This is a genomic window from Streptomyces diversicolor (assembly GCF_057537855.1).
The window spans coordinates 170,710-192,566 of the sequence record NZ_BAAJXA010000007.1 but is presented as its reverse complement, the minus strand read 5'-3'; the positions used below and the strand labels follow the sequence as shown (position 1 = coordinate 192,566).

Genomic DNA, 21,857 nt, shown 5'->3' with positions numbered 1-21,857 from the left:
TGACGAGGGGCCGTACGGCACGCGGACAGGTTCCCGCGGGCCCTGCCGCGTACGGCGGGCGGCGACGAACATCGTCAGCGGAGCCGCCCACGGTGTCCACCGGGAGCGGTGTCATGAACGATGCGGAGGCAGTGATGACCGTGGCAACCCGTCCGGACGTGGAGGTGCCCGCCGAGGCTTGGCGCGGATTCGTCGGCCGGCGCTGGCGCGACCGGATCGACGTACGCGACTTCATCCAGGCCAACTACACGCCGTACGAGGGCGGCCCGGAGTTCCTGGCCGGCCCGACCGAGCGCACGCGCGCCGTCTGGCACAAGGTCAGCGCCCTGTTCCCCGAGGAACGGCGCAAGGGCGTCCTCGACGTGGACACCGCCGTCCCTTCCACGATCACCTCGCACGGCCCTGGCTACATCGATCGGGAGCGTGAGCTGATCGTCGGGCTGCAGACCGACGCCCCGCTGAAGCGGGCGATCATGCCGGCCGGCGGACTGCGGATGGTCGAGAACGGCCTGAGGGCCTACGGCTACGAGCCCGACCCGTTCGTGACCACGGTCTTCGGCACCTACCGCAAGACACACAACGACGGCGTCTTCGACGCCTACACCCCCGAGATGCGGGCCGCACGCAAGGCCGGGATCATCACCGGGCTGCCGGACGCCTACGGCCGCGGCCGGATCATCGGCGACTACCGGCGGGTGGCGCTCTACGGCACCGACCGGCTCATCGAGGCCAAGCGGGCCGAGCGTGCCCTGCTGGACGACCGGCCCTCCACACCGTACGTCATCCGCGACCGCGAGGAACTGGCCGAGCAGATCCGCGCGTTGGGCGAGCTGACACGCATGGCCGCCTCCTACGGCTGCGACGTCACCCGCCCCGCGTCCACCGCGCGCCAAGCGGTGCAGTGGCTCTACCTCGGCTTCCTGGCCGCGGTGAAGGAGCAGAACGGCGCCGCGATGTCCCTCGGCCGCACCTCGACCTTCCTGGACGTCTACCTCCAGCGCGATCTGGCCGAGGGGCGCATCGACGAGACGCGGGCGCAGGAGCTGGTCGACGACTTCGTCATCAAGCTGCGGGTCGTGCGCTTCCTGCGCACCCCCGAGTACGACGCGCTGTTCTCCGGCGACCCGACCTGGGTGACGGAGTCCATCGGCGGCATCGGCACCGACGGCCGCACCCTCGTCACCCGCACCTCCTTCCGTTTCCTGCACACCCTCTACAACCTCGGGCCCGCCCCGGAGCCGAATCTCACGGTGCTGTGGTCGCCCCGACTGCCCGAAGCGTTCAAGGAGTTCTGCGCCCAGGTCTCCATCGACACCAGCTCCATCCAGTACGAGTCCGACGACCTGATGCGCCCCCGCACCGGCGACGACACCGCGATCGCCTGCTGTGTCTCCGCGATGGCGGTGGGCAGGCAGATGCAGTTCTTCGGCGCCCGCGTCAACCTCGCCAAGGCACTGCTGTACGCGATCAACGGCGGCCGGGACGAGATGACCGGTGAACAGGTCGCGCCCGAGACGCCCGCGCTGACCGGCGAGTACCTGGACCACGGGGAACTGTCGGCCGCGTACGACCGGATGCTGGACTGGCTGGCGCGGACATACGTCAACACCCTCAACGTCATCCACTACATGCACGACAAATACGCCTACGAGCGGATCGAGATGGCCCTGCACAACCATCCCGTGCACCGCTACATGGCCTGCGGCATCGCCGGCCTCTCGGTCGCCGTCGACAGCCTGTCCGCCGTCAAATACGCCCGGGTGAAGGTGATCCGGGACGACACCGGGCTGGCCGTGGACTACGAGGTCGAGGGCGAGTACCCGGCGTACGGCAACAACGACGACCGCGCCGACGGCATCGCCGTCGACCTGGTGGAATCCTTCATGGCCAAGGTGCGCGAGCACCCCACCCACCGGGACGCCGAGCACACCCAGTCCGTGCTGACCATCACCTCCAACGTGGTCTACGGCAAGCGCACCGGCAACACTCCTGACGGCCGACGCGCCGGACAGCCCTTCGCGCCCGGTGCGAACCCGATGAACGGCCGGGACCGGCACGGGGTCGTCGCGTCGGCCCTGTCGGTGGCGAAACTGCCCTACGAGCAGGCGTCCGACGGGATCTCCCTGACCACGACCATCACACCCGAGGGACTGGGCCACAACCCCTCCGAACGCGCGGGCAACCTGGTCGGCATCCTCGACGGGTACACGAACACCGGCGGCTTCCACATGAACGTCAACGTGCTGAACCGGGCGACCCTTGAGGACGCCATGGAACACCCGGAGAAGTACCCGGAGCTGACCATCCGGGTCTCCGGATACGCGGTCAAGTTCGTCCGTCTGACACGCGAGCAGCAACTCGACGTGATCAGCCGGACGTTCCACGGGTCGCTGTGAACGCCACGACGGCGCCGGCGACGACCGGCCGGATCCACTCCTGGGACCTGTCCACCGGCGTGGACGGTCCCGGGACCCGGTTCGTCCTGTTCGTCAGCGGCTGCCCGTTGCGCTGCCTCTACTGCGCCAACCCCGACACCTGGCGCCTGCGGGACGGGCGGAAGACCTCGGTCGACGAGGTCATGACCGAGATCGGGAAGTACCGGGGCTTCGTGACCACGGCCGGGGGAGGGGTGACGGTCACCGGCGGCGAGCCGCTGCTCCAGCCGGCCTTCACCGGGTCCCTGCTGCGGCGCTGCAAGGAGGCCGGACTGCACACGGCACTGGACACCTCCGGGTTCCTCGGCGCCCGTGCCCGCGACGACCTCCTGGCCGACGTCGACCTGGTACTGCTGGACATCAAGTCCTTCGACATCGCCGCCTACCACAGGCTCACCGGTGGCCGGCTGGCCCCCACCCTCAGCTTCGCCGCCCGCCTGGACCGGCTGGGTGTCCCCGTCCACATCCGCTACGTCCTCGTCCCCGGCTGGACGGACGACCCGTCCGCCGTCGACGGCCTCGGCGCCTTCCTGTCCGGGCTGGGCAACGTCGACCGGGTGGACGTGCTGCCGTTCCACAAGCTCGGCGCCCACAAGTACGACGCCCTCGGCATCGACTTCCCGCTGCGCGACACCCCCGTCCCGGCCCCCGAGCTGACGGAACGGGTGCGTGAACAGCTCCGGGAACACGGGCTGAGGGCGATCTGAGCAAAGCGGCACGCCGCACCCGCGGACACGTTCCCGACGAAGGGCTTCCTCGCACCGGCGACGTGGCCCCAGGCCCGGGCCGGCGGGGCACCGTCCTCGGGACCATCGGTCCGCATCGCGGCCGTGATCTCGGCCTACGGTGGAAGAGGAGATCACCCGAAGCGGCAGGAGGAGAGCCAAGTGGAGATCGTCGCGTACGGCGTCCTGGTGGACGAGGAGCCGTTGCTGCGCGAGGAGTTCGACAGGGCGTTCGCGGACCGTCACGAGCTGCGCTGTCTGAGGCTCTTCCTGGACCGGGACACCGTGCTGACCGCCGCGGGTCACGAGGTCGTGCTCAGCAGCGTCAACGACACCCTGGACGCCGGCGTACTGCGGGCGCTGGCCGACGGCGGCACCCGGATGATCGCCCAGCGGTCCACCGGCTACAACAACATCGACGTGACCGCCGCCCGGGAACTCGGCCTGACAGTGGCCCGGGTGTCCTCCTACTCGCCGTACTCGGTCGCCGAGTTCGCCTGGACCCTCGCGCTCGCGGTCGATCGCCGGATCGTCCGGGCCGCGCAACGCACCCGGGACTTCGACTTCCGGCTCGACGGGCTGATGGGTCGCGACCTGCGCGGCCGCACGGCCGGCGTGGTGGGCACCGGGAAGATCGGGGCCGCGTTCACCCGGATCGCCCACGGGTTCGGCATGCGGCTGCTGGGCTGGGACGTCGCGGAGAATCCCGACTGCCTCGCCCTCGGCATGCAGTACGTGCCGCGCGAGCGGCTGTTCGCCGAAGCGGACCTGGTCAGCCTCCATGTGCCGCTGCTGCCGCAGACCCATCACCTCGTCGACGCCGAGGCCCTGGCTCTCATGAAGGACGACGCCATCCTGGTCAACTCCAGCCGCGGCGGCCTGGTGGACACGGACGCCCTGCTCGGGACACTGCGCGCCGGACGGCTGAGCGGTGTCGGCCTCGACGTGTACGAGGAGGAGGCCGGCGTGTTCTTCCTGGACAAGTCCCTGGAGGTGATGACCGACGAACGCCTCGCGCGGCTGATGACCTTCAGCAACGTCCTGGTCACCTCGCACCAGGCGTACTTCACCAGGGACGCCGTCGGGCAGATCGCCCAGACCACCGTGGCCAACATCGTGGACCACCTCGCAGGCAACACCAGCGACAACACGCTCGTCCACCCGGCGGCGGCGTGACACCCGCGGGATGCCGCACGCTCCCGGGGACCGGACCGATGGGCCCTGCCGCCGGGGGAAGCCCGGCCCTGACCCCGGACGGCGGCCCAACGGGGTTGCGCGGACATGACCGTGGGCGCATCACTTGACAGGACAGGAAGGCACGTCATGGACAGAGCACACCTGCGGACCGCCGCGCTGGTCAGGGCGGTCGGCGCGGCCCTGGTGGCCGCCGGACCCGTCATGCTGCTGCAGGGCGGCAAGGGCCGCAAGGAGATCCGCGGCGAACTGGCCGCCCAGAAAATCACGTTCCCCCGGCACGGGCTGCCCGCCCATCTCGCCCCCTTCACCGGGCAGCGCGTCGAGACCGGCCCCCAGGCCCACGCATACGCCGAGCTGATCAAGGACCATGTCGCCCAGGCGACCGGCGGCCGCACCTACGCGGAGATCACCGAAGAGCTGCACGCCACCGGGAACGACGACGAAAAGCTCGCCGAGCTGCGCCAGACCGCCTTCATGGGCGAAACCCTGCGCGGCTCCCTGCTGTCCGCCTACCAGGCATGGCACCTCACCACGCTGGTCATGGGCCTGGGCGGGGCGCTGACCGGCCTCGGCGCGGCGCTGGTCGCCACGGCCAACGCCTTGGGCGCGGACCGGCACCACCCCTGACCTGCCCTGCACCGTCCGTGCTCGCCGAGTGGGCCGCCGGCCGACAGCCCGGCGGCCCACCCACGTCGTGCGGGACACCACGTCCCGGCCGTTCACGACCGACCCCGCTTGAGCATGTCCCGTTCCGGCGGCGGCAGTTGACGGGGCGCGAAGGCGGCGCGCCGGAGTCCTTCGGCACGATTTCCGACGGACCGTCCGGCCCTGCCGCAGCCGCCGGAACCGGGGACCCTCGGCCCATGCCGAGGGGCGCATCGGCCGCCGCGCCCCGGCGTCCGATGCCGCATGCTGGCTCTCGACCGATCCGGAGGAATCCCGTGCACCACTGCAACCGGCATCCATGCGGCCGTCGACACGGCCGTCCCCCGACACGGGTGCTGCGCACGGTCCGGTCCGGTCACGGCCCGGCCGCCCGCCACGTCTGCCCTGACTCCCGGGCGGCCGGACGTACGATACGCACCCATCGCGCACGGAGCGCCTGGTGAGCGCCGCCCGAGTGATCCGCCGACAGCACCAGGACGTCGCGGCCTACGGCGGCACCGGCGACCCCTTCGCCGAGGAGCCCTGGTGCGGCTACCGGCCGGGTCCTTCCCCCGCCAACGCGAACTGGCCGCGCTGCTGTCCGGCGCCGCCGCCACGCCGCACGCTGCTCAGCCCGCTCGGCCCGCGCTTCAAGGACGGCCTCGGTCTCAGCTCGTTCCAGCAGTCGCTGCTGGTGGCGGTCCCGGTGGTGGTCGGCTCGCTGGGAGGGATCCCGGTGGGCGCGCTCACCGACCGCTACGGCGGGCGCGTGATGTCTCCGCTGGTCTCGGCCGCCACCATCGTGCCCGTGCTCTACCTCGGCCTGGCCGGACACTCCTCGCTCGCCGCCTTGCTGGTGGGAGGTTTCTTCCTCGGGATCGGCGGCACCGCGTTCGCCGTCGGCGTGCCGCTCGTGAACGTGGCCCTCATGACCCCGGCCGCCCAGGTCGGCTCGGTCACCGGCGTGGTCGGCGCCGCGGGCGGCCTCGGCGGCTTCCTCCCGCCGCTGGTGATGGGCTCGCTCTACGGCGAGTACGGCACCTACGCGGCCGGGCTCGCGCTGCTCGCGATCGTGGCCGCCGCCGCACTCGCCTACACCCTCACCGGTGTCCGCACCGCGGGCACCACGGCGTAGGAACAGGAACCGGCGCACGGGAACGGGAACGGGGCCGGGCACGGGCGGCGGCGTCAGCCGGTGGGGGCCAGCGGGACCACCCATTCGACGACGGTGCCGCTCGGCCGGTTTGCGGACAGGGTGAACTCGCCGCCCCGTTCCTCCGCGCGCTCGCGAAGGTTCGCCAGGCCGCTGCGGCGGGTGACCGCGGGGTCGATCCCGCGGCCGTTGTCGGCCACCCGCAGCTTCACGACGGCATCGGTGACCTCGACACCGACATCGACGGCGGTGGCGTCCGCGTGCCGGGCGGCGTTGGACAGGGCCTCGCCGAGCACGGCCAGCAGATGCTCGGCCTGCTCGGCGGAGACGGCCGTGTCCAGCAGCCCGGTCATGCGCAGCGCGGGAGCGAAGCCGAGCGATTCGGTGGCCCGTTCGGTGGCCGCCACCAACTGGGCGCGCAGCCCGCAGCCACGACGGTCCTGATCGTGCTCCCGGAGGGCGTAGACGGTGCCCCGAATGATCTTGATGGTGTCGTCCAGGTCGTCCACGACCCGCTGGATCCGCTCGCTCACCCCGGGCCGGTCGGAGATGTGACCCAGCGTGGACTGCAGCGTCAGCGCGCCGGCGAACATCCGCTGGATGACGAGGTCGTGCAGGTCTCGCGCGATCCGGTCGCGGTCGCCCAGCACGACCATGCGTTCGCTGTCCCGCCGGTGCTCGGCGACGTCCAGCGCCAACGCGGCCTGATGGCCGAACCCGGTGACCATGTCGATCACGGCGTCGGTGAAGAGGGCACCGCCCGGCAGATGCGCGACCTGGAGCACCCCGCGGACATGCTCCCGGGTGCCGAGCGGTACGAAGAACGCCGGCCCCAGCTCCACCACCGAGGCGCTGCCGCCCTCGGCGCGCGGGTCGGCGCTCACCGCCTCACTGGTGATCGTCTCCCCGGACGTGTAGACCTTCGCGGCCAGCGCGGTGGCGGGCAGCACCAGACCGCGGACCTCCTCGGCCCCCGCTCCCGAGGCGGCCTCGATGACCAACTCGCCCCGATCGCCGACGGGCACCGCCAAGGTGACCAGGTCCGCGCGGGCGATCTCCCGCACGGTGCCGGTGAAGGACGCCAGCACCGCGGCGGGCTCCGCGCCCGAGAGCAGACTGCGGGTCAGTTCGTTGCTGGCCGCGAGCCAGCGCTGCCGGCGGCGCGCGTCGTCGTACAGCCGGGCGTTGTCGATGGCCACACCGGCCGCCGCGGCCAGGGTGCGCAGCACCGCCTCGTCGTCGCTGTCGAACTCCGCGCCGCTCTTCTTGTTCGTCAGATACAGGTTGCCGAACACCTGGTCGCGCACCCGGACGGGGGCGCCGAGGAAGCTGGTCATCGCGGGGTGCCCGGCCGGGAAGCCGGCCGAGGCCGGATGCTCCGTCAGGTTCGCCAGGCGCAGCGGCTCCGGGCGCCGGATGAGCAGCCCCAGGATGCCCTCGCCGCGCGGGTAGTGCCCGATGCGGGCGATCGCCTCGTCGTCGATGCCGACCGTGACGAACTGCTTGATCGTGCCTTCCTCGCCGAGCACGCCCAGCGCCCCGTACCGGGCGTCGACCAGCGTGGCCGCGGACTGCACGATGCGGTGCAGCACCACCTCCAGGTCCAGGTCGGAGCCGACCGCCAGCACGGCGTCCAGCAGTGTGTGCACCCGGTCCCGGGCCCCGCGGACCTGCGCCACCTGCTGCTGGAGGTCGTCCAGCAGTGCGTCCAGCCGCAACTGGGGAGCCAGCCCGGATGCCTCCACCTCACGCGAAACCCGCGCGTGCTCGTCCACCACAGCTCCCCTCACGACATGACCCACCCCCAGAATGCCGCACGGGCCGAACCCGTCGGACGGCACCCGGGGCTGCGGGCGGGGCGCGGCGCGTGGCGTCGTCCGCCCCCGCGCTCGCCCGTCACCGGGTCACCGCGGTGGCAGGCCGCCGGTTCCCGCTCGCCGTGCCGTCACAGCAGGTCGGCGCGGCAGAAAATGTACGCGGGGTGCGTGGTGACGGCCGATGGGCAGGACGAGGGGTGTGCCGGAGAGGGCGTCCTCGATGACGCGGCTGTCCATGCCGTACAGGACCCGTACGGCTCGTCGCGCAGCAGCGGATCCGTCTGCCGGGCCAGTGCCATGGCGATCCACACCCGCCGGCGCGGGTGGTGTCCGGGCCGCGCGATTCCGTGTGCTTTTGTCAACTCACCGACAAAGGTGGGGTGTTGACAGGCCCTCGGGGTCTGGCTGACCATCACAGGTGTGTCACGGAGTCCCCTTGGCAACTCCACATGACCAGTGCATCACTGTGACCAGGTACATACATCGCACTCTCCGGCACATCTCACCCGTCGAACGACGTCTCCCCGAATTCATCCGAGACACCCTGCTTTGCCGCTATCCCTGCCTTCCCTGATTTCCCCCGAATTCGGCACTCCGCACGGTGCCGTCATTCGCCGCGCCTTCGTACCGCCCCCGGTCCCACCCCCCATAGGAGGCCAGGCCTTGCCGGTGCAGAACACGCCCCACCCCGTCCCCGCAGCTGGGCCCGTTGTCCGCCCAGCCTCCTTCGCCCAGCAGCGACTGTGGTTCCTCGCCCAACTCCCGGGCGCGAGCGCCGCATACAACGAAACCCTCGCCTTCACGCTCACCGGCCCGCTCGACCGGAACGCCCTGGCGCGTGCCTTCGACTCGCTGACCGACCGTCACGAGAGCCTGCGGACACGGCTGGTGGCCGAGGCGGGCGGCGTCAGCCAGCACATCGACCCGCCCGGAGCCGGGTTCGCCCTCGACATCGAGGACCTGAGCGCGCACACCGACCCCGACGAGCGCGTGGCCGAGCGCCAACGGGCGGAGGCGGAGCGGCCGTTCGACCTGGCGGCCGGACCGCTCGGGCGCGGCCGGCTGATCGCGCTGGACGCCGAGCGCCATGTGCTGCTGCTGACGTTCCACCACAGCATCTACGACGGCGCCTCGATGAACGTGATGATGAAGGAGGTCTCCCTCCTCTACACGGCGTCGGTGACACACACCACGGCCGGACTGCCGGAACTCGGGGCGCAGTACGCGGACCACGCGCGGCGTCAGCGCGAGGCCGTTCTCGGCGGCGCCCTCGCCGCCCAGGAGGACTACTGGAAACGCGTGCTCGGTGATGCGCCGCCCGCCCTGGAACTGCCCACCCGGGGACCGCGCCCGGCGGAACAGCGCTATGCGGGCGGGCGCGTCGAGTTCACCCTCGACGCCGATGTCACGGCCGCGCTCCGCGACCTCGCCCGGTCCCGGGGGGCCACCCTGTTCGTCGCCGTGCTGACCGGCTGGGCCGCCCTGCTGTCCCGGCTGTCCGGGCAGGACGACATCGTTGTCGGAAGCCCCGTCGCCGGCCGGCGCGGACCCGGTGCCGCCGGCCTCATCGGCTTCCTCGTCAACTCCCTGCCGCTGCGCATCGATCTGGGCGGTACCCCCACCGCGGCCGAGGCGCTGGCCCGTACCCGTGCCGTCGTCCGTGCCGCACTCGACCACCAGGACGTGCCCTTCGAACGCATCGTCGAGCTGGTGAACCCGCCGCGCAGCGCCTCCCGCACCCCGCTGTTCCAGACCATGCTGGCGTGGGTTCCGGACCGGCACGACCTGCTGCGGCTGCCCGGGGTGACGGCGAAGCCGCTGCCGATCGCGCACGCCCCGGCCAAGTTCGACCTCGCCCTGTCGGTGACCGAGTCCCGGGGACGCCTGACCGGACACCTCGACCACGCGACCGCCCTGTTCGACACCACCACCGTCGAGCGCTGGGCCGGACACCTGCGCCACCTGCTCACCGACATGGCCCGGCACCCGGACCGCGACATCCGCACCCTGGAGCTGATGACGGCGCCGGAGCGCCTACGACTGATCGGCCAGGGGGACGCGGCACAGCACCCGGACGAGGCCACACCGGGCGACCCGATGGCGACGGCCCTGCGCACGGCCACGGGAATCACCGAGCTCTTCGAGGCCCGCGCCCGCGAGCACCCCGCCCGTACGGCCGTCGTCGACGACGCCCACGCGATGGACTACGCGACCCTCGACCGGCGCGCCAACCGGCTCGCGCACGCCCTCGCCGCCCGCCGTGTGCGTCCCGGTGATGTGGTGGGACTGCACGCGCGACGGACCCATGACCTGGTGGTCGGCATCCTGGGCATCCTCAAGGCGGGGGCCGGTTATCTCCCGCTCGACCCCGGACAGCCCCTCGCCCGCCTCGCCGCCATGGTCGAGGACGCCCGCTGCCCCGTCGTCCTCAGCGACCACGCCGCCGGGGAGCGCCCCGAGCCATGGCTGGACCTGAACGCCGTGACGGCCGAGGGCGCGACGCAGGACCGGCCGCCGTCCGGCGTCGGCCGCGCCCCGGACCGGATCGCGTACGTGATCTTCACGTCCGGGTCCACGGGACGGCCCAAGGGCGTCGCCGTCGAGCACCGCAGCGTCCTCAACCTCTTCACGGCCTGGCACGACCGGATGGGCACCGCCGTGGGCGAGGTCGGCTCGGCCTGGTCGAGCATCGCCTTCGACGCCTCCGTCCACGAACTGCTGCTGCCCCTGACCACCGGCGGCGAACTGCACATCGTCCCCGAGGAACTGCGCGCCGACCCGGACGCCCTGCTGGAGTGGATGCGCGAACACCGGGTGACACAGGCTTTCCTGCCGCCCGCCTACGTCCGGTGGATCGACGAGGATCCCGCCACGCGCCTGCGCGGCCTGCCCCTGCGCAAGCTGCTGACCGGCGTCGAGTCGCTGACCGAGGCCGCACTGCACCGCATGACAGAGCACCTGCCGGGCCTGCGCGTCTGCTTCGGGTACGGCCCCACCGAGGCGACGCTGTACAGCACCGCCTACTACCGGCCCCGCCCGCTGGAGCGCCCCTGCCCCATCGGCCGGCCGCTGCCCGGCACCCGCTGCTATGTGCTCGACGCCCGGATGCAGCCGGTGCCGCCCGGCGTCGTGGGCGAGGTCTACCTCAGCGGCGCCTGTCTGGCCCGCGGCTACCTGAACCGCCCCGACCTCACCGGGGAACGCTTCCTGCCCGACCCGTTCGTGCCCGGCGCCCGCGTCTACCGCACCGGCGACCTCGCCCGCTGGGACGACGACGGCCAGGCCCACTACGCGGGACGCGCCGACGACCAGATCAAGCTCCGCGGCTTCCGGATCGAACCCGCCGAGATCGAGGCGGCGTTGCTGCGCCTGCCGGGCGTCCGCGAGGCCGTCGTCCTCGCCGACCACGACCCGGCCGGCCGGCCACGGCTGATCGCCGGCGTCGGCAGGGGGACCGCGCCGCCGCGCGACGACTGGCGCACCGCGCTCGCCCGCACCCTGCCCGACCACATGATCCCCGCCGTGGTCCTGGACCTTGCGGACCTCCCGCTGAACCGCAACGGCAAACTCGACCGCCCCGCACTGGTGCGGCTCGCCCACGAACAGACGCCCGACCAGGTCAACACCGCCAGCCCACGCGACCACGTCGAACACGCCCTGTACCGGATATGGCAGCGCGTCCTGCTGCATCCCGCCATCGGGGTCGGCGACGACTTCTTCGCCATCGGCGGCACGTCGCTGTCCGCCATCAAGATGGCCCACCACGTCAGCGAGACCTTCGGGCGCCGGCTGCCGGTCGCCGAGGTGATGATGCGTCCCACCATCGAATCGCTCGCCGCGCTGCTGCGCGAGGACGGCACCCACCGCGCGCCGGGCAGCCTGATCGAGTTCCGCCGGGGCACCGGCCCCCGGGTGATCTGCGTGCACCCCGCCGGAGGCACCGCCTTCTGCTATCTGCCGCTGGCCGCCCACCTGCCCGAACACACCGGTCTGTACGGCATCCAGTCCCCGGGTGTGAACCCCGGGGAGCACGTCCTGCCCACGGTCGAGGCCATGGCCGAGGAATATCTGCGCCTGCTCCAACCGCTCGGCGAGGGACCGCTCGTGCTGACCGGCCTGTCCTACGGCGGGCTCGTCGCCCACGAGATGGGCCGCCTGCTCGGCCGCGCCGGACGCGGTGACATCAGTGTCGTCCTGCTCGACACACAGGCCACCGACGACGCCGCGGCCCGAGAAGCGATCACCGCCGTCGACGCGGCCGAGTTCCGCGAGAAACTTGTCAGGTTCAACGGCATGTACCCCGGCATCGACGACGCCCAGGTGGACCGCTACTTCCGCCTGTACAACCACAACAGGCTCACCGCCCGGGACCATGTGCCGGCCGTCTCCCCGGCCCGCCTCGTCCTCGCCCAGGCCGTGCCGGAGGGCACCGACACCCCCTTCCACGCCCAGGTCCGCGCGTTCTGGCGACGCCGCGCACAGGGCGAGTACCGGGTCGAGACGATGGACTGCGACCACTGGGAGATCCTGGAAGGCGCCACAGGCGCCCGGGTCGCCGCGCTGCTGGCCGCCGAACTCGCCCACCACGACCCACGGCTGACACCGCGGCCGGACGCCGTCGCCGCGCCGGTGGGTGAGGCGTGATGGACACCCCTGCGTTCCCGGCGTCCGCCTCGCTCGCCGAGGCCGTGCTCGACCGGGCCCGCCGCACACCCACGGCCCCCGCCGTCGAGGACGGCGGGCGGGTCCTGGGCTACGCGGAACTCGACCGGCTCAGCGGCCGGGTCGCCGCGCGGCTGCGCCGCCGCGGAGCGGGCCCCGGCCAGGCCGTCGCCGTCTGCCTGCCCCGCTCCTGGCAGCTGGTGTGCGTACTGCTCGGCATCCGGCGGGCCGGCGCCACCGTCGTCCCCCTCGACCGGCTCAGCCCGCACGAGAGGCAGCGGCACATCCTTGAGGACTCCGGAGCCGTGAGCGTGGTCCACGACGGACACAGCACCCACCCCGGCGGACTCCACGTCGACCAGCTCCTGTCCCCGGAGCCGGCCGCCGGGCCCGCACCGGCGCACCACGACACCACGGGGGCCAGCTTCGTCTTCTACACCTCCGGCAGCACGGGCCGCCCCAAGGGCGTCGAGGTCACCGACACCGGCGTGCTGCGACTGGCCCGCCCCGGCTACATCGACCTGAAACCGGGCAGCCGCTACGCCTGCCTGGCCAACCCGGCCTTCGACGCCCTCAGCTTCGAGGTGTGGACCCCGCTGCTGACCGGCGGCGTCTGCGTCGTACTCGACGACACCCAGGTGCACAGCCCGCACCGGCTCACGGCCGCACTGCGCGAGCGCCGCGTGGACACCCTGTTCATCACCGTGGCCCTGTTCAACGCGGTCGTCGAGCAGGCGCCCCACTGCTTCGCCGACGCCGCCCAGGTCCTCGTCGGCGGCGAACGCCTCGACGCGGGGGTGATACGCCGCTGGTACGCGGCCAACCCCGACGCGGGCACGGTCCTGCACAACGTGTACGGGCCGACGGAGGCGACGACGTTCGCCCTGTGCCACCCCATCCCACGGGACTTCGACGGCGACTCCGTACCGATCGGCACCGCACTGCCCGGCACCGGCCTGCTGCTGCGCACCCAGGACGGCCGCATCGCGGAGCCGGGCGAACTGGCCGAACTGCTGCTGTCCGGACCGGCGTTGGCCCGCGGCTACCGCAACCTGCCGGAGCAGACGGCGCGCAGCTTCGTCGAACTGCCGGACGCAAGCGGTGCCACCCGCCGCTGGTACCGCACCGGCGACCTCGTGCGCGGCGACGCGCAGGGACGCGTGACCTACGTCGGCCGGGCCGACCGGCAGGTCAAGGTGCGCGGCTTCCGCATCGAACCCGGCGAGGTCGAACGGCAGCTCCTCGCCCTGCCCGCCGTCCGCCAGGCATACGTGTGCACCCGGCGCGACGCGGCGGACCGCAACGAACTGCTGGCCTTCCTCGTCCCCGGTGACGGCCTCGCCTTCGACGCCTACGAACGCCACCTCACCACCGCCCTGCCGCCGTATCTGCGCCCCCACCACACCTACCTCGTCAAAGCGTTCCCGCTGACCGGCAACGGAAAGGTCGACCGGGCCGCCCTGCTCGGCGCCGCGGGAACACCGTGGCGGGGCACCCGGACGGGCGCCGCACACATCGGCGCCGAGCAGCGGCCGGTGCTGGACGTCGCCGAGAAGATCCTCGGCGTCCGCGGGCTGCGCCCGGGCGACCGCTGGGCCGCAAGCGGCGGCGACTCACTGCAGGCGCTGCGGTTCCGCTTCGAAATCCTCAACCGCTTCGCCGTGGACCTGCCCCAGGACCTGGTGCTGCGCGTCGACTTCGCCGCCCTCGCGGACGCGGTCCACGCCCCGCGACCCGCCGCGGGCGAGCACCCGCCGGTGCCGCCCCAGGCGGGCGAGCCGATCGCACCGGCCACCGGCGAGCAGGAACGCCTCTGGCTGCTGCACGCACGAGACCCGCACGACCGCTCCTACGACGTGCCGCTCGTCTTCCGGATCAAGGGCCGCGCCGACCCGGAAGCGCTGCACCGCGCGGTGCGCTCCCTGGTGGAGCGGCACCCCGCCCTGCGCACCCGGCTCATCCCCGCCGCGCACGGGCTGCTCCAGCGCGTCGAAGAGCCCTACGACCCCTGGCGACCGCTCGACGGCCGGCCGGGGGAGCGGTGGCAGGACACCGCCGACCGTTTCTTCGCCCACCGCTTCGACCTCACCGAGCCCCGGATGCTCCGCGCCGCCTGGGCCGCACGGGCCGACGGCGGTCTCCTGCTCCTCCATCTGCACCACGTGGCCGTGGACGGCTGGTCCCTCAACCTGCTCCTGCGCGACCTCAGCGAGGCATACGCGGGGACCGGCAACCGTCCGGCACCGGACACCACACCCCTCGACTTCGCACGCTGGCGACGCGACTGGCACACCAGCGACGGCTACGCACGCCGCCGCACGCGGCTGCTCGCCCACTACGGCGGCGGCACACCGCACTCACCCGCCCTGCCCGCCGTCGAGCGCACGGGCCCACCGCGGGCGAGGCTGCTGCGCACCTCCCTCGACCTGGTCCGCCGCACCGCCCTGGACCGGCGCGCTGCGGCCACCGGCCTGACACGGTTCCAACTGCTGGTGTCCGCGTTCACCGCGGCCCTGTACGCGGTGACGGGACAGACCCGCCCGCTGGTCGCCACCCCGGTCGCAGGCCGCCTGCGCCCCGAGTTCGCCGAAGCGGTCGGCATGTTCGCCAACACCGTGCTCCTCGACCTGACCGCCCGGCCGCACGACACCCTGAACGCCCAACTCGCCGAGCACGCCGACACCGTACGCGCCGTCCTGGAAGGACAGGAGGTCGCCCTCGCCGACGTCCTCGCCGACCCGGCCTTCCACGACCGCACCCCCCTGTTCGACTACCTGTTCGTGCTGGAGAACACCGAGTTCTCCCGGCTGCGCCTGGACGGCTGCGAGGTCCGGCCGTACTGGCCACAGCCGACGGGCGCCAAGTGCGCCCTCACCCTGTCGGTGATCGAGCACGAATCCGGCTTCGACTGCCTGTGGGAGTACCGCGACGACATCGGCACCGAGCGGGCCGAGGCCGCCGCCCGGCTCTTTTGCGACACCCTCGACCATCTGAGCGCCGACACCGGGATCACCCTGCGTGAACTGGTCGCCCCCTACCGCCGTACGACGGCCGGCGCCGGCCGCGGAGCCGAGCCGGAGCCGGACTTCGCCACCGTGGCCGACGGATTCGCCCGCCAGGTCGCCCGCAGCCCCAGGGCGCCCGCCGTCACCGTCGAGGAAACCACCCTCACCTACGCCGAACTCGACGCACAGGCCGACGAGTTCGCCTCCGTCCTCAGCGTCCACCGGCCGGCCGACCCCGCCGCGCCGGCGGCCGTCGCCCTCTACCTCCAGCCCTCCGTCGAACACATCGTCGCCCTGCTCGCGGCGGCCCGGCTCAACCTGACCGTCGTCCCCCTCGACCCCGCCTATCCGCCGGCCCTGCTGCGGCACGTGCTCGACCAGGCCGATCCGCTGTGCGTCGTGGTGGCACCCGAGGACACCGACGCCCTCGACACCATCGCACCGCCCCACCTGCCACGGCACACGGTCACCCGCACCGACACCCCCCGGGCCGCCCGCGTACCCCACCGGCATGCGGGGCTGCGCCCGCTGTACACCCTGTTCACCTCCGGCTCCACCGGCACGCCCAAGGGCGTCCGGGTCCCCGACCGTACCCTGTGCAACCTGCTGACCTGGCAGCGCGCCGAGGGCGCACTGCGCGGGCCCGCCGTCACCCAGCAGTTCTCCATGCTGTCCTTCGACGTCTCCTTCCAGGAGATCCTGACCACCCTGTGCTCCGGCGGCGAGCTGCGCCTGGTGAAACCGGCCTGGCGGCAGGACATGCCGGCCCTGCTGGAACAGTTGGAGAACGGGTCGGTGGAACGGATCTTCCTGCCGTACGTGGCCCTGCACCTGCTCGCCGAACACGGCGTGCGCCTCGGGCGGTTCCCGTCCCGGCTGCGTGACGTCGTGACCGCCGGCGAGCAACTGGTGTGCACCGACGCCATCCGCCGCTGGTTCGCCGGGCTTTCCGGCGCCCGGCTGTTCAACCACTACGGCCCGACCGAGACCCACGTCGTCAGCGGCCTGTGCCTCGAAGGGGACCCCGCCCACTGGCCGGTCCGCCCCGCGATCGGACGCCCGGTGGCGGGGGCCGTGCTCCGCGTGGTCGACGAGGCCGGCCTCCCCGCCCCGGCCGGGGTCACCGGCGACCTGCTCATCGGCGGCCCGATGGCCACACGCTGCTACGTCGGCGACGACGGCGCACACCACGACCGGTTCGTCGAGGACCCGGACCTCGGCACCTTCTACCGCACCGGCGACCGGGCCCACTTCGACCGGCGGGGCCTGCTGCACTACGCGGGCCGCGACGACGGACAGGTCAAAATCGGCGGTCACCGGCTGGAGTTGGGACAGGTCGAGGCCGCACTGCTCCAGTACCCCGGGGTGACGGGCGCCGTCGCCGCCGTGGCGGAGGGCCGGCTGCTGGCCGTCCTCCAGTGCCGGGGCGAGGACCCCGACCCGGCCGGCCTCGCCGCACACCTCGCCGGCCTGCTCCCGGCGTATGTACGCGTCGCCCGCTTCCGCCTGCTCGCCGCCCTGCCCCGCACACCGAGCGGCAAGCTGGACCGCCGGGCGGCGCTCACCGCACCGGGCCGGGACCTGCTGCCGGCCGCCGCGACGTCCGGCACGCTTACGCCCCTCGAACGACGCCTTGCCGGCCTGTTCGAGACGGCGACCGGCAGGACGGCCGGCGTGGACCAGCGGTTCTTCGACGCCGGGGCGACCAGCCTGGACCTGATGCGCTTCCATCTGCGATGCGCGGCGGAGGGCGACCTCCCCTTCACCGTCCCCGACCTGTTCGAGCACGTCAGCCTCCGCGCGCTGGCCCGGGTCATCACGGACGGGTCCACCACCGCCGCCCCGGCCCGTGCGAACGCCGCGGCGCGAGCGGCCGAACCCGCCGCCGACGACCCCGTCGCCGTCGTCGGAATGGCCGTGCGGCTGCCCGGCGCGCCCGACCTGGCCGCCTTCTGGGAGCTGGTCACCACCGGCCGCCGGGGCATCGAGCACTTTCCCACGACCGACGGCCGCACCGGCGCCCGCAGCCAGCTGGCGGGCCTGCTCGACTTCGACCCCGGCCGGTTCAGGATCAGCCCGCACGAGGCCCGGCTGATGGATCCCCAGCAACGCCACCTGCTGATGAACTGCGTCGAAGCGCTCGCCCACGCCGGTCTCGGCGACCCAGGCACCCGGCGGGTGGGGATCATCGCCTCCTGCGGCGAGAACACCTACTTCCAGCGCATGCTGCGCGAGGGCGACCCGGACGCCCTGCCCGACGCCTTCCGCCTCGCCCAGCACCACGAGAAGGACTTCCTCGCCACCAAGGCCGCCTACCACCTGGGACTGACGGGCCCGGCGTTCACCCTCCAGTCGGCGTGCTCCAGTTCCCTCGTCGGCGTGCACGTCGCCGCCGGGATGCTGCGGCAGGGCGATGCCGACGTGATGCTCGTCGGCGGGGTCCTCGTCGACACCGAACTGACCGACGGCTACACCTACCGGCCGCAGCACATCTTCTCGCCGGACGGACACTGCCGGCCCTTCAGCGCGGACGCCGAGGGCACCGTCGCGGCCAGCGGCACCGGCGTCGTCGTCCTCAAACCGCTCTGTGCCGCCCGCCGCGACGGCGACACCGTGTACGCCGTCCTCACCGGCTCGGGCGTCAACAACGACGGCTCAGGCAAGCTCGGTTACAGCGCCCCCGCCCTCGCCGGACAGCGGGCCGCCATCCGGGCCGCCCTGATACGCAGCGGTCGTCACGCCACCGACCTCGGCTACATCGAGGCACACGGCACCGGCACCCGGCTCGGCGACCCCGTGGAGGCCGCCGCGTTGCGCCAGGCCTACGAACTGGCGGACGACGCCCGTGTACCGCTGTCGTCGGTGAAGAGCCAGATCGGACACCTCGGCGCCGCCGCCGGTGTGGTCGGCCTGGTACGGGCCGTGCTCGCCGTGCACCACGGGGTCGTCCCGCCCACCGCCGACTTCGACCGGCTCAACCCCGAGATCGACGACGGCCCGTTCCGCGTACCGGTCGCCGCCGAGCCCTGGCCGGCAAACGTGGCGAGGGTGGCCGCCGTGAGCAGCTTCGGCATCGGCGGCACCAACGCCCATGTGCTGCTGGAACGGCCGCCGGACACGCGGACCCCGCCCATGCCGGAGACGGTGCCCTGCCTGACGCTGTCGGGCGGTTCCCCAGCCGCCGTACACGCCGACGCCCGCCGCGTCGCCGACTACCTGGACGCACACCCCGACGCCTATCCGCGGGTGCTGCGCCACCTCCAGGCCGGCCGGCCCGCGCTCGGCCACCGGGCGGCGGCCGTCTGCCCGGACGCGGCGTCCGCCGCCGTCTGGCTGCGCTCCTTGACGACGACCGCCGCACCACCGTCCGCCACCCCGCCGCTGCCCGTCGACGGCCTCGACGCGCAGGCCCTCGCCGCGGCATGGACGGCAGGACAGGACCTCGTATGGCCCGCGGGCCCCGCCGGCGCACCCTGGGACTTCCCGCCGCCCGCCTTCGAGACGGCCGAGTACGACTTCCCGCGCGCACCCCACCGGCCTGACTCCGTCCCGTCGGCGGGCGGACCGGACGAAGCATCCGGGTCCGAGGCCGGGGTCCGGCTGCCCGCGGCCCACTGGCTGCACCAGCCGCTGTGGACGCGGCTGCGCCGCGCCCGCGTCACCGCCCGCACACCCCGCCGCACCGCTGTGGTGGTCACCGCACCCGACTCGGACGACGAGTCGTGGCGGTCCCTCGCACCGCACTACGCCCGCGTCGTGACCGTGCGCGCCGGTGACCGCCTCGTCCGCCTCGACGAGGACCGCTACGAGGCCGACCCGGCCGAGCCCGCGCACCTCGCCGCCCTGCTCGCCCGCGTCACCGGCCCCGCCGCACCCGACGTGGACTGGCTGCACGCGCTGCCGCTCGCCCTGGACGGCCGCCCGCGCACCTCGGCCCTGGAGGCGGCCCGATGGGCCTGCCTCGACACCGTCGCCGCGCTCGCCCGGGCACTCGCCGACGTCCCCGAAGGCCGACGGCCGCGCGCCTGGCTGCTGTCCCACCAGGCGCAGCCGGTCACCGGCGCCGTCCGCACCCCCGAGGCCGGCCTGCTCGCCGCGGCCCTCGACGTACCCCGGCAGGAACTGGGTGTGTCCCTGCGCTGGGCCGACCTGCCCGGGCCCCGGCCCGCCGACTGGGCGGCCCGACTGCCGGATCTGCTCCTCGACACCGGCCTTGCCCGGGCGGTGACGGCGACGGCGCTGCGCGACGGGTTCTGGTGGCACCGCACGACCCAGCCCGTCCGGGCGCCGCACACCGTCGCGGACCCGCTCCGCCCGGCCGCCACGGGCACCCACCTCGTGCTCGGCGGCACCGGCGGCATCGGCAGCACCCTGGCCGCACACCTGCTGGCACACCCCGGCAACCGCGTCGTGCTCGTCGCGCGCGGCACCGACGCGCCGGCCGCGCTCACGGCGTTCACCGACCGCGTCACCCTGGTCCCCGCCGACCTCGCCACCGAGGAACCGGAGGCGGTCGCGGACCGGCTGGCCCCGCACCTGGGCGCTCTGACCGGCATCGTCCACGCCGCCGGAACCGGCGCCGGCGGCCTGCTCGCCCGGCGTGAGCCCGGCACCGCCCGCCGCGGCACGGCGGCCAAGCTGCGCGCCGCCCTGCTCATGGAAGTCCTCATCGCCCGGCACCACCCCGACTACGCGCTCTACTGCTCGTCGATGGCCGCCCGGTTCGGCGGACTCGGCCAGTTCGACTACGCGGCGGCCAACGCCTGCCTGGACGCCTACGCCCACTACGCGTCCCCGGGCGGCGACACCACCGTGCGTACGAGCGTCGGCTGGGACGCGTGGCGGGACGTCGGCATGGCGACGGACGCGCTGCGCGGCGACGCCCGTCACCAGGCACACCTGGCGGTCGCGCTCACGCCCGCGGAGGGCACGGCCGTGTTCGAGCGTGCCCTGCACCTGCAACTGCCGCACCTGCTGGTCAGCACCACGGACCTGACCACCGCACGGGCCCACTACGAACCGGCGTCCGAGACCCGCCAGGCGTCCGAGACCTGCCCGGCGTCCGAGACCCGCTGGGTCCCCGTGGCCGACCACCGACCGGCAGCCGAGACGCGCCCGGTCCCCGCGGTCGCCGACCCCGCCGCCGAACTCACCGGCATCCTGCTCGACCTGCTCGGCGTGGACACCATCGATCCGCGGGCCGCACTGTACGACCTGGGCGCCGACTCGCTGACCCTCCTGGAACTCCTCGACGAGATCAAGCGCCGTCTCGGCGCCGACATCGAACTGTCCCGCCTCAGCCACCGGGTGAGTCTCGCCGAGATCCTCGGCCACCTCGGCACCGGCACCCGGCCGTCGCACGCCGTGGACGTGGAGGTGTGGCAGCCCGGCGCGGGCCGGGACGTGCTGTGCCTGGTGCACCCGGTCGGCGGCGACATCCAGTGCTACCGCCCCCTGGCGGCGGCCCTGCCGGGCGACCTGACGGTCTGTCTGATCGCCGACCCGGCGCTGCGCGACCCGACGCTGCCCTCCTGGTCGATCAGCGACCGCGCCGAACGCTATCTGTCGGCCGTACGGGACGCGTTGCCCGGCCCCGACCGGCGACTGCGGCTCGGCGGCTGGTCGTTCGGCGCCTGGACCGCCCTGTCCATGGCAGCGCGGGCCGAGTCCGAGAACCGTCCCGTGGACGCCCTGTATCTGCTCGATCCGCCCCCGCCCGGCGCCGGGCGACGCCTCGTCGGCTACGACGAGGAACAGGTGCGCGCCGTCTTCACCCGCGAGCTGAGCGGCAACGGCACGGAACGGCTGACGGAGCGGGGCCGCGGCTACGCCGAACGCCTCGCGCGCTGCTGCCGCGCCAACCTCGCCGCCATGGCCGAACACCGGCTGCCGCGCCTCGACGCCACACCCACCACCCTGTGGCTCGCCGGACGCCCCGTCGCCGAAGGACACCTCGCGCCGGAACCGACCGCACCGGACGACTGGGCCGACCGTCTGCCCCGGCCGCTGCGCGTCCACCGCGTCGACGCCGACCACTACGAACTCGTCACCGAGCCCCACGCCCGGGACATCGCCGCCGTCCTCGCGGCGGCCCCGCCCGACGTGCCGGACCCGGCCGGACGGCCCTGAGGAGGGGACCCGCGTGCGGCACCCCTGTCCGCGCCTGCCCGCCCGGTCCTTCTGGCGCACCGCGCTCCCCGAACCCGGACGGCGACACG

At 73.4% G+C, this 21,857-nt stretch carries 8 protein-coding genes; 7 read left to right on the top strand and 1 reads right to left on the bottom strand.

Annotation, left to right across the window (positions count from 1 at the left end):
* Window positions 1-134 precede the first annotated feature (134 nt).
* From pflB to AC27LF_RS10630, 5 genes are all read left to right on the top strand, one after another.
* Complete coding sequence (gene pflB, locus AC27LF_RS10650; protein WP_479662798.1) at window positions 135-2,396, top strand: formate C-acetyltransferase; 2,262 nt, start codon at window positions 135-137, stop codon at window positions 2,394-2,396.
* Window positions 2,393-3,142 (top strand): pyruvate formate-lyase-activating protein, encoded by a 750-nt coding sequence (gene pflA / locus AC27LF_RS10645; protein ID WP_479662742.1) that lies wholly within the window; start codon window positions 2,393-2,395, stop codon window positions 3,140-3,142. The genes pflB and pflA overlap by 4 nt, the downstream gene beginning before the upstream one ends.
* Window positions 3,143-3,322: 180 nt before the next feature.
* Window positions 3,323-4,336 carry a 2-hydroxyacid dehydrogenase gene (locus AC27LF_RS10640; RefSeq protein ID WP_479662741.1) on the top strand — a complete coding sequence of 338 codons (1,014 nt, stop codon included), beginning with the start codon at window positions 3,323-3,325 and terminating at the stop codon, window positions 4,334-4,336.
* Between the two features lie 147 nt (window positions 4,337-4,483).
* Complete coding sequence (locus tag AC27LF_RS10635) at window positions 4,484-4,984, top strand: hypothetical protein (RefSeq protein ID WP_479662740.1); 501 nt, start codon at window positions 4,484-4,486, stop codon at window positions 4,982-4,984.
* 643 nt (window positions 4,985-5,627) lie between these two features.
* Window positions 5,628-6,137 carry an MFS transporter gene (locus AC27LF_RS10630; RefSeq protein ID WP_479662797.1) on the top strand — a complete coding sequence of 170 codons (510 nt, stop codon included), beginning with the start codon at window positions 5,628-5,630 and terminating at the stop codon, window positions 6,135-6,137.
* Window positions 6,138-6,190: 53 nt separating this feature from the next.
* Here AC27LF_RS10630 and AC27LF_RS10625 read toward each other — a convergent pair whose 3' ends face one another.
* Window positions 6,191-7,930 (bottom strand): sensor histidine kinase, encoded by a 1,740-nt coding sequence (locus AC27LF_RS10625; protein ID WP_479662739.1) that lies wholly within the window; start codon window positions 7,928-7,930, stop codon window positions 6,191-6,193.
* Between the two features lie 705 nt (window positions 7,931-8,635).
* Here AC27LF_RS10625 and AC27LF_RS10620 point away from each other — a divergent pair.
* Window positions 8,636-12,616 (top strand): non-ribosomal peptide synthetase, encoded by a 3,981-nt coding sequence (locus AC27LF_RS10620; RefSeq protein WP_479662738.1) that lies wholly within the window; start codon window positions 8,636-8,638, stop codon window positions 12,614-12,616.
* Window positions 12,616-21,768 carry an amino acid adenylation domain-containing protein gene (locus AC27LF_RS10615; protein ID WP_479662737.1) on the top strand — a complete coding sequence of 3,051 codons (9,153 nt, stop codon included), beginning with the start codon at window positions 12,616-12,618 and terminating at the stop codon, window positions 21,766-21,768. The genes AC27LF_RS10620 and AC27LF_RS10615 overlap by 1 nt, the downstream gene beginning before the upstream one ends.
* Window positions 21,769-21,857: the final 89 nt, after the last annotated feature.

Excerpts from the sequence above, each read along its gene's own strand:
- AC27LF_RS10635 (WP_479662740.1), top strand. The coding sequence starts at position 4,484 with ATGGACAGAGCACACCTGCGGACCGCCGCGCTGGTCAGGGCGGTCGGC.
- AC27LF_RS10615 (WP_479662737.1), top strand. The coding sequence starts at position 12,616 with ATGGACACCCCTGCGTTCCCGGCGTCCGCCTCGCTCGCCGAGGCCGTG.
- pflB (WP_479662798.1), top strand. The coding sequence starts at position 135 with ATGACCGTGGCAACCCGTCCGGACGTGGAGGTGCCCGCCGAGGCTTGG.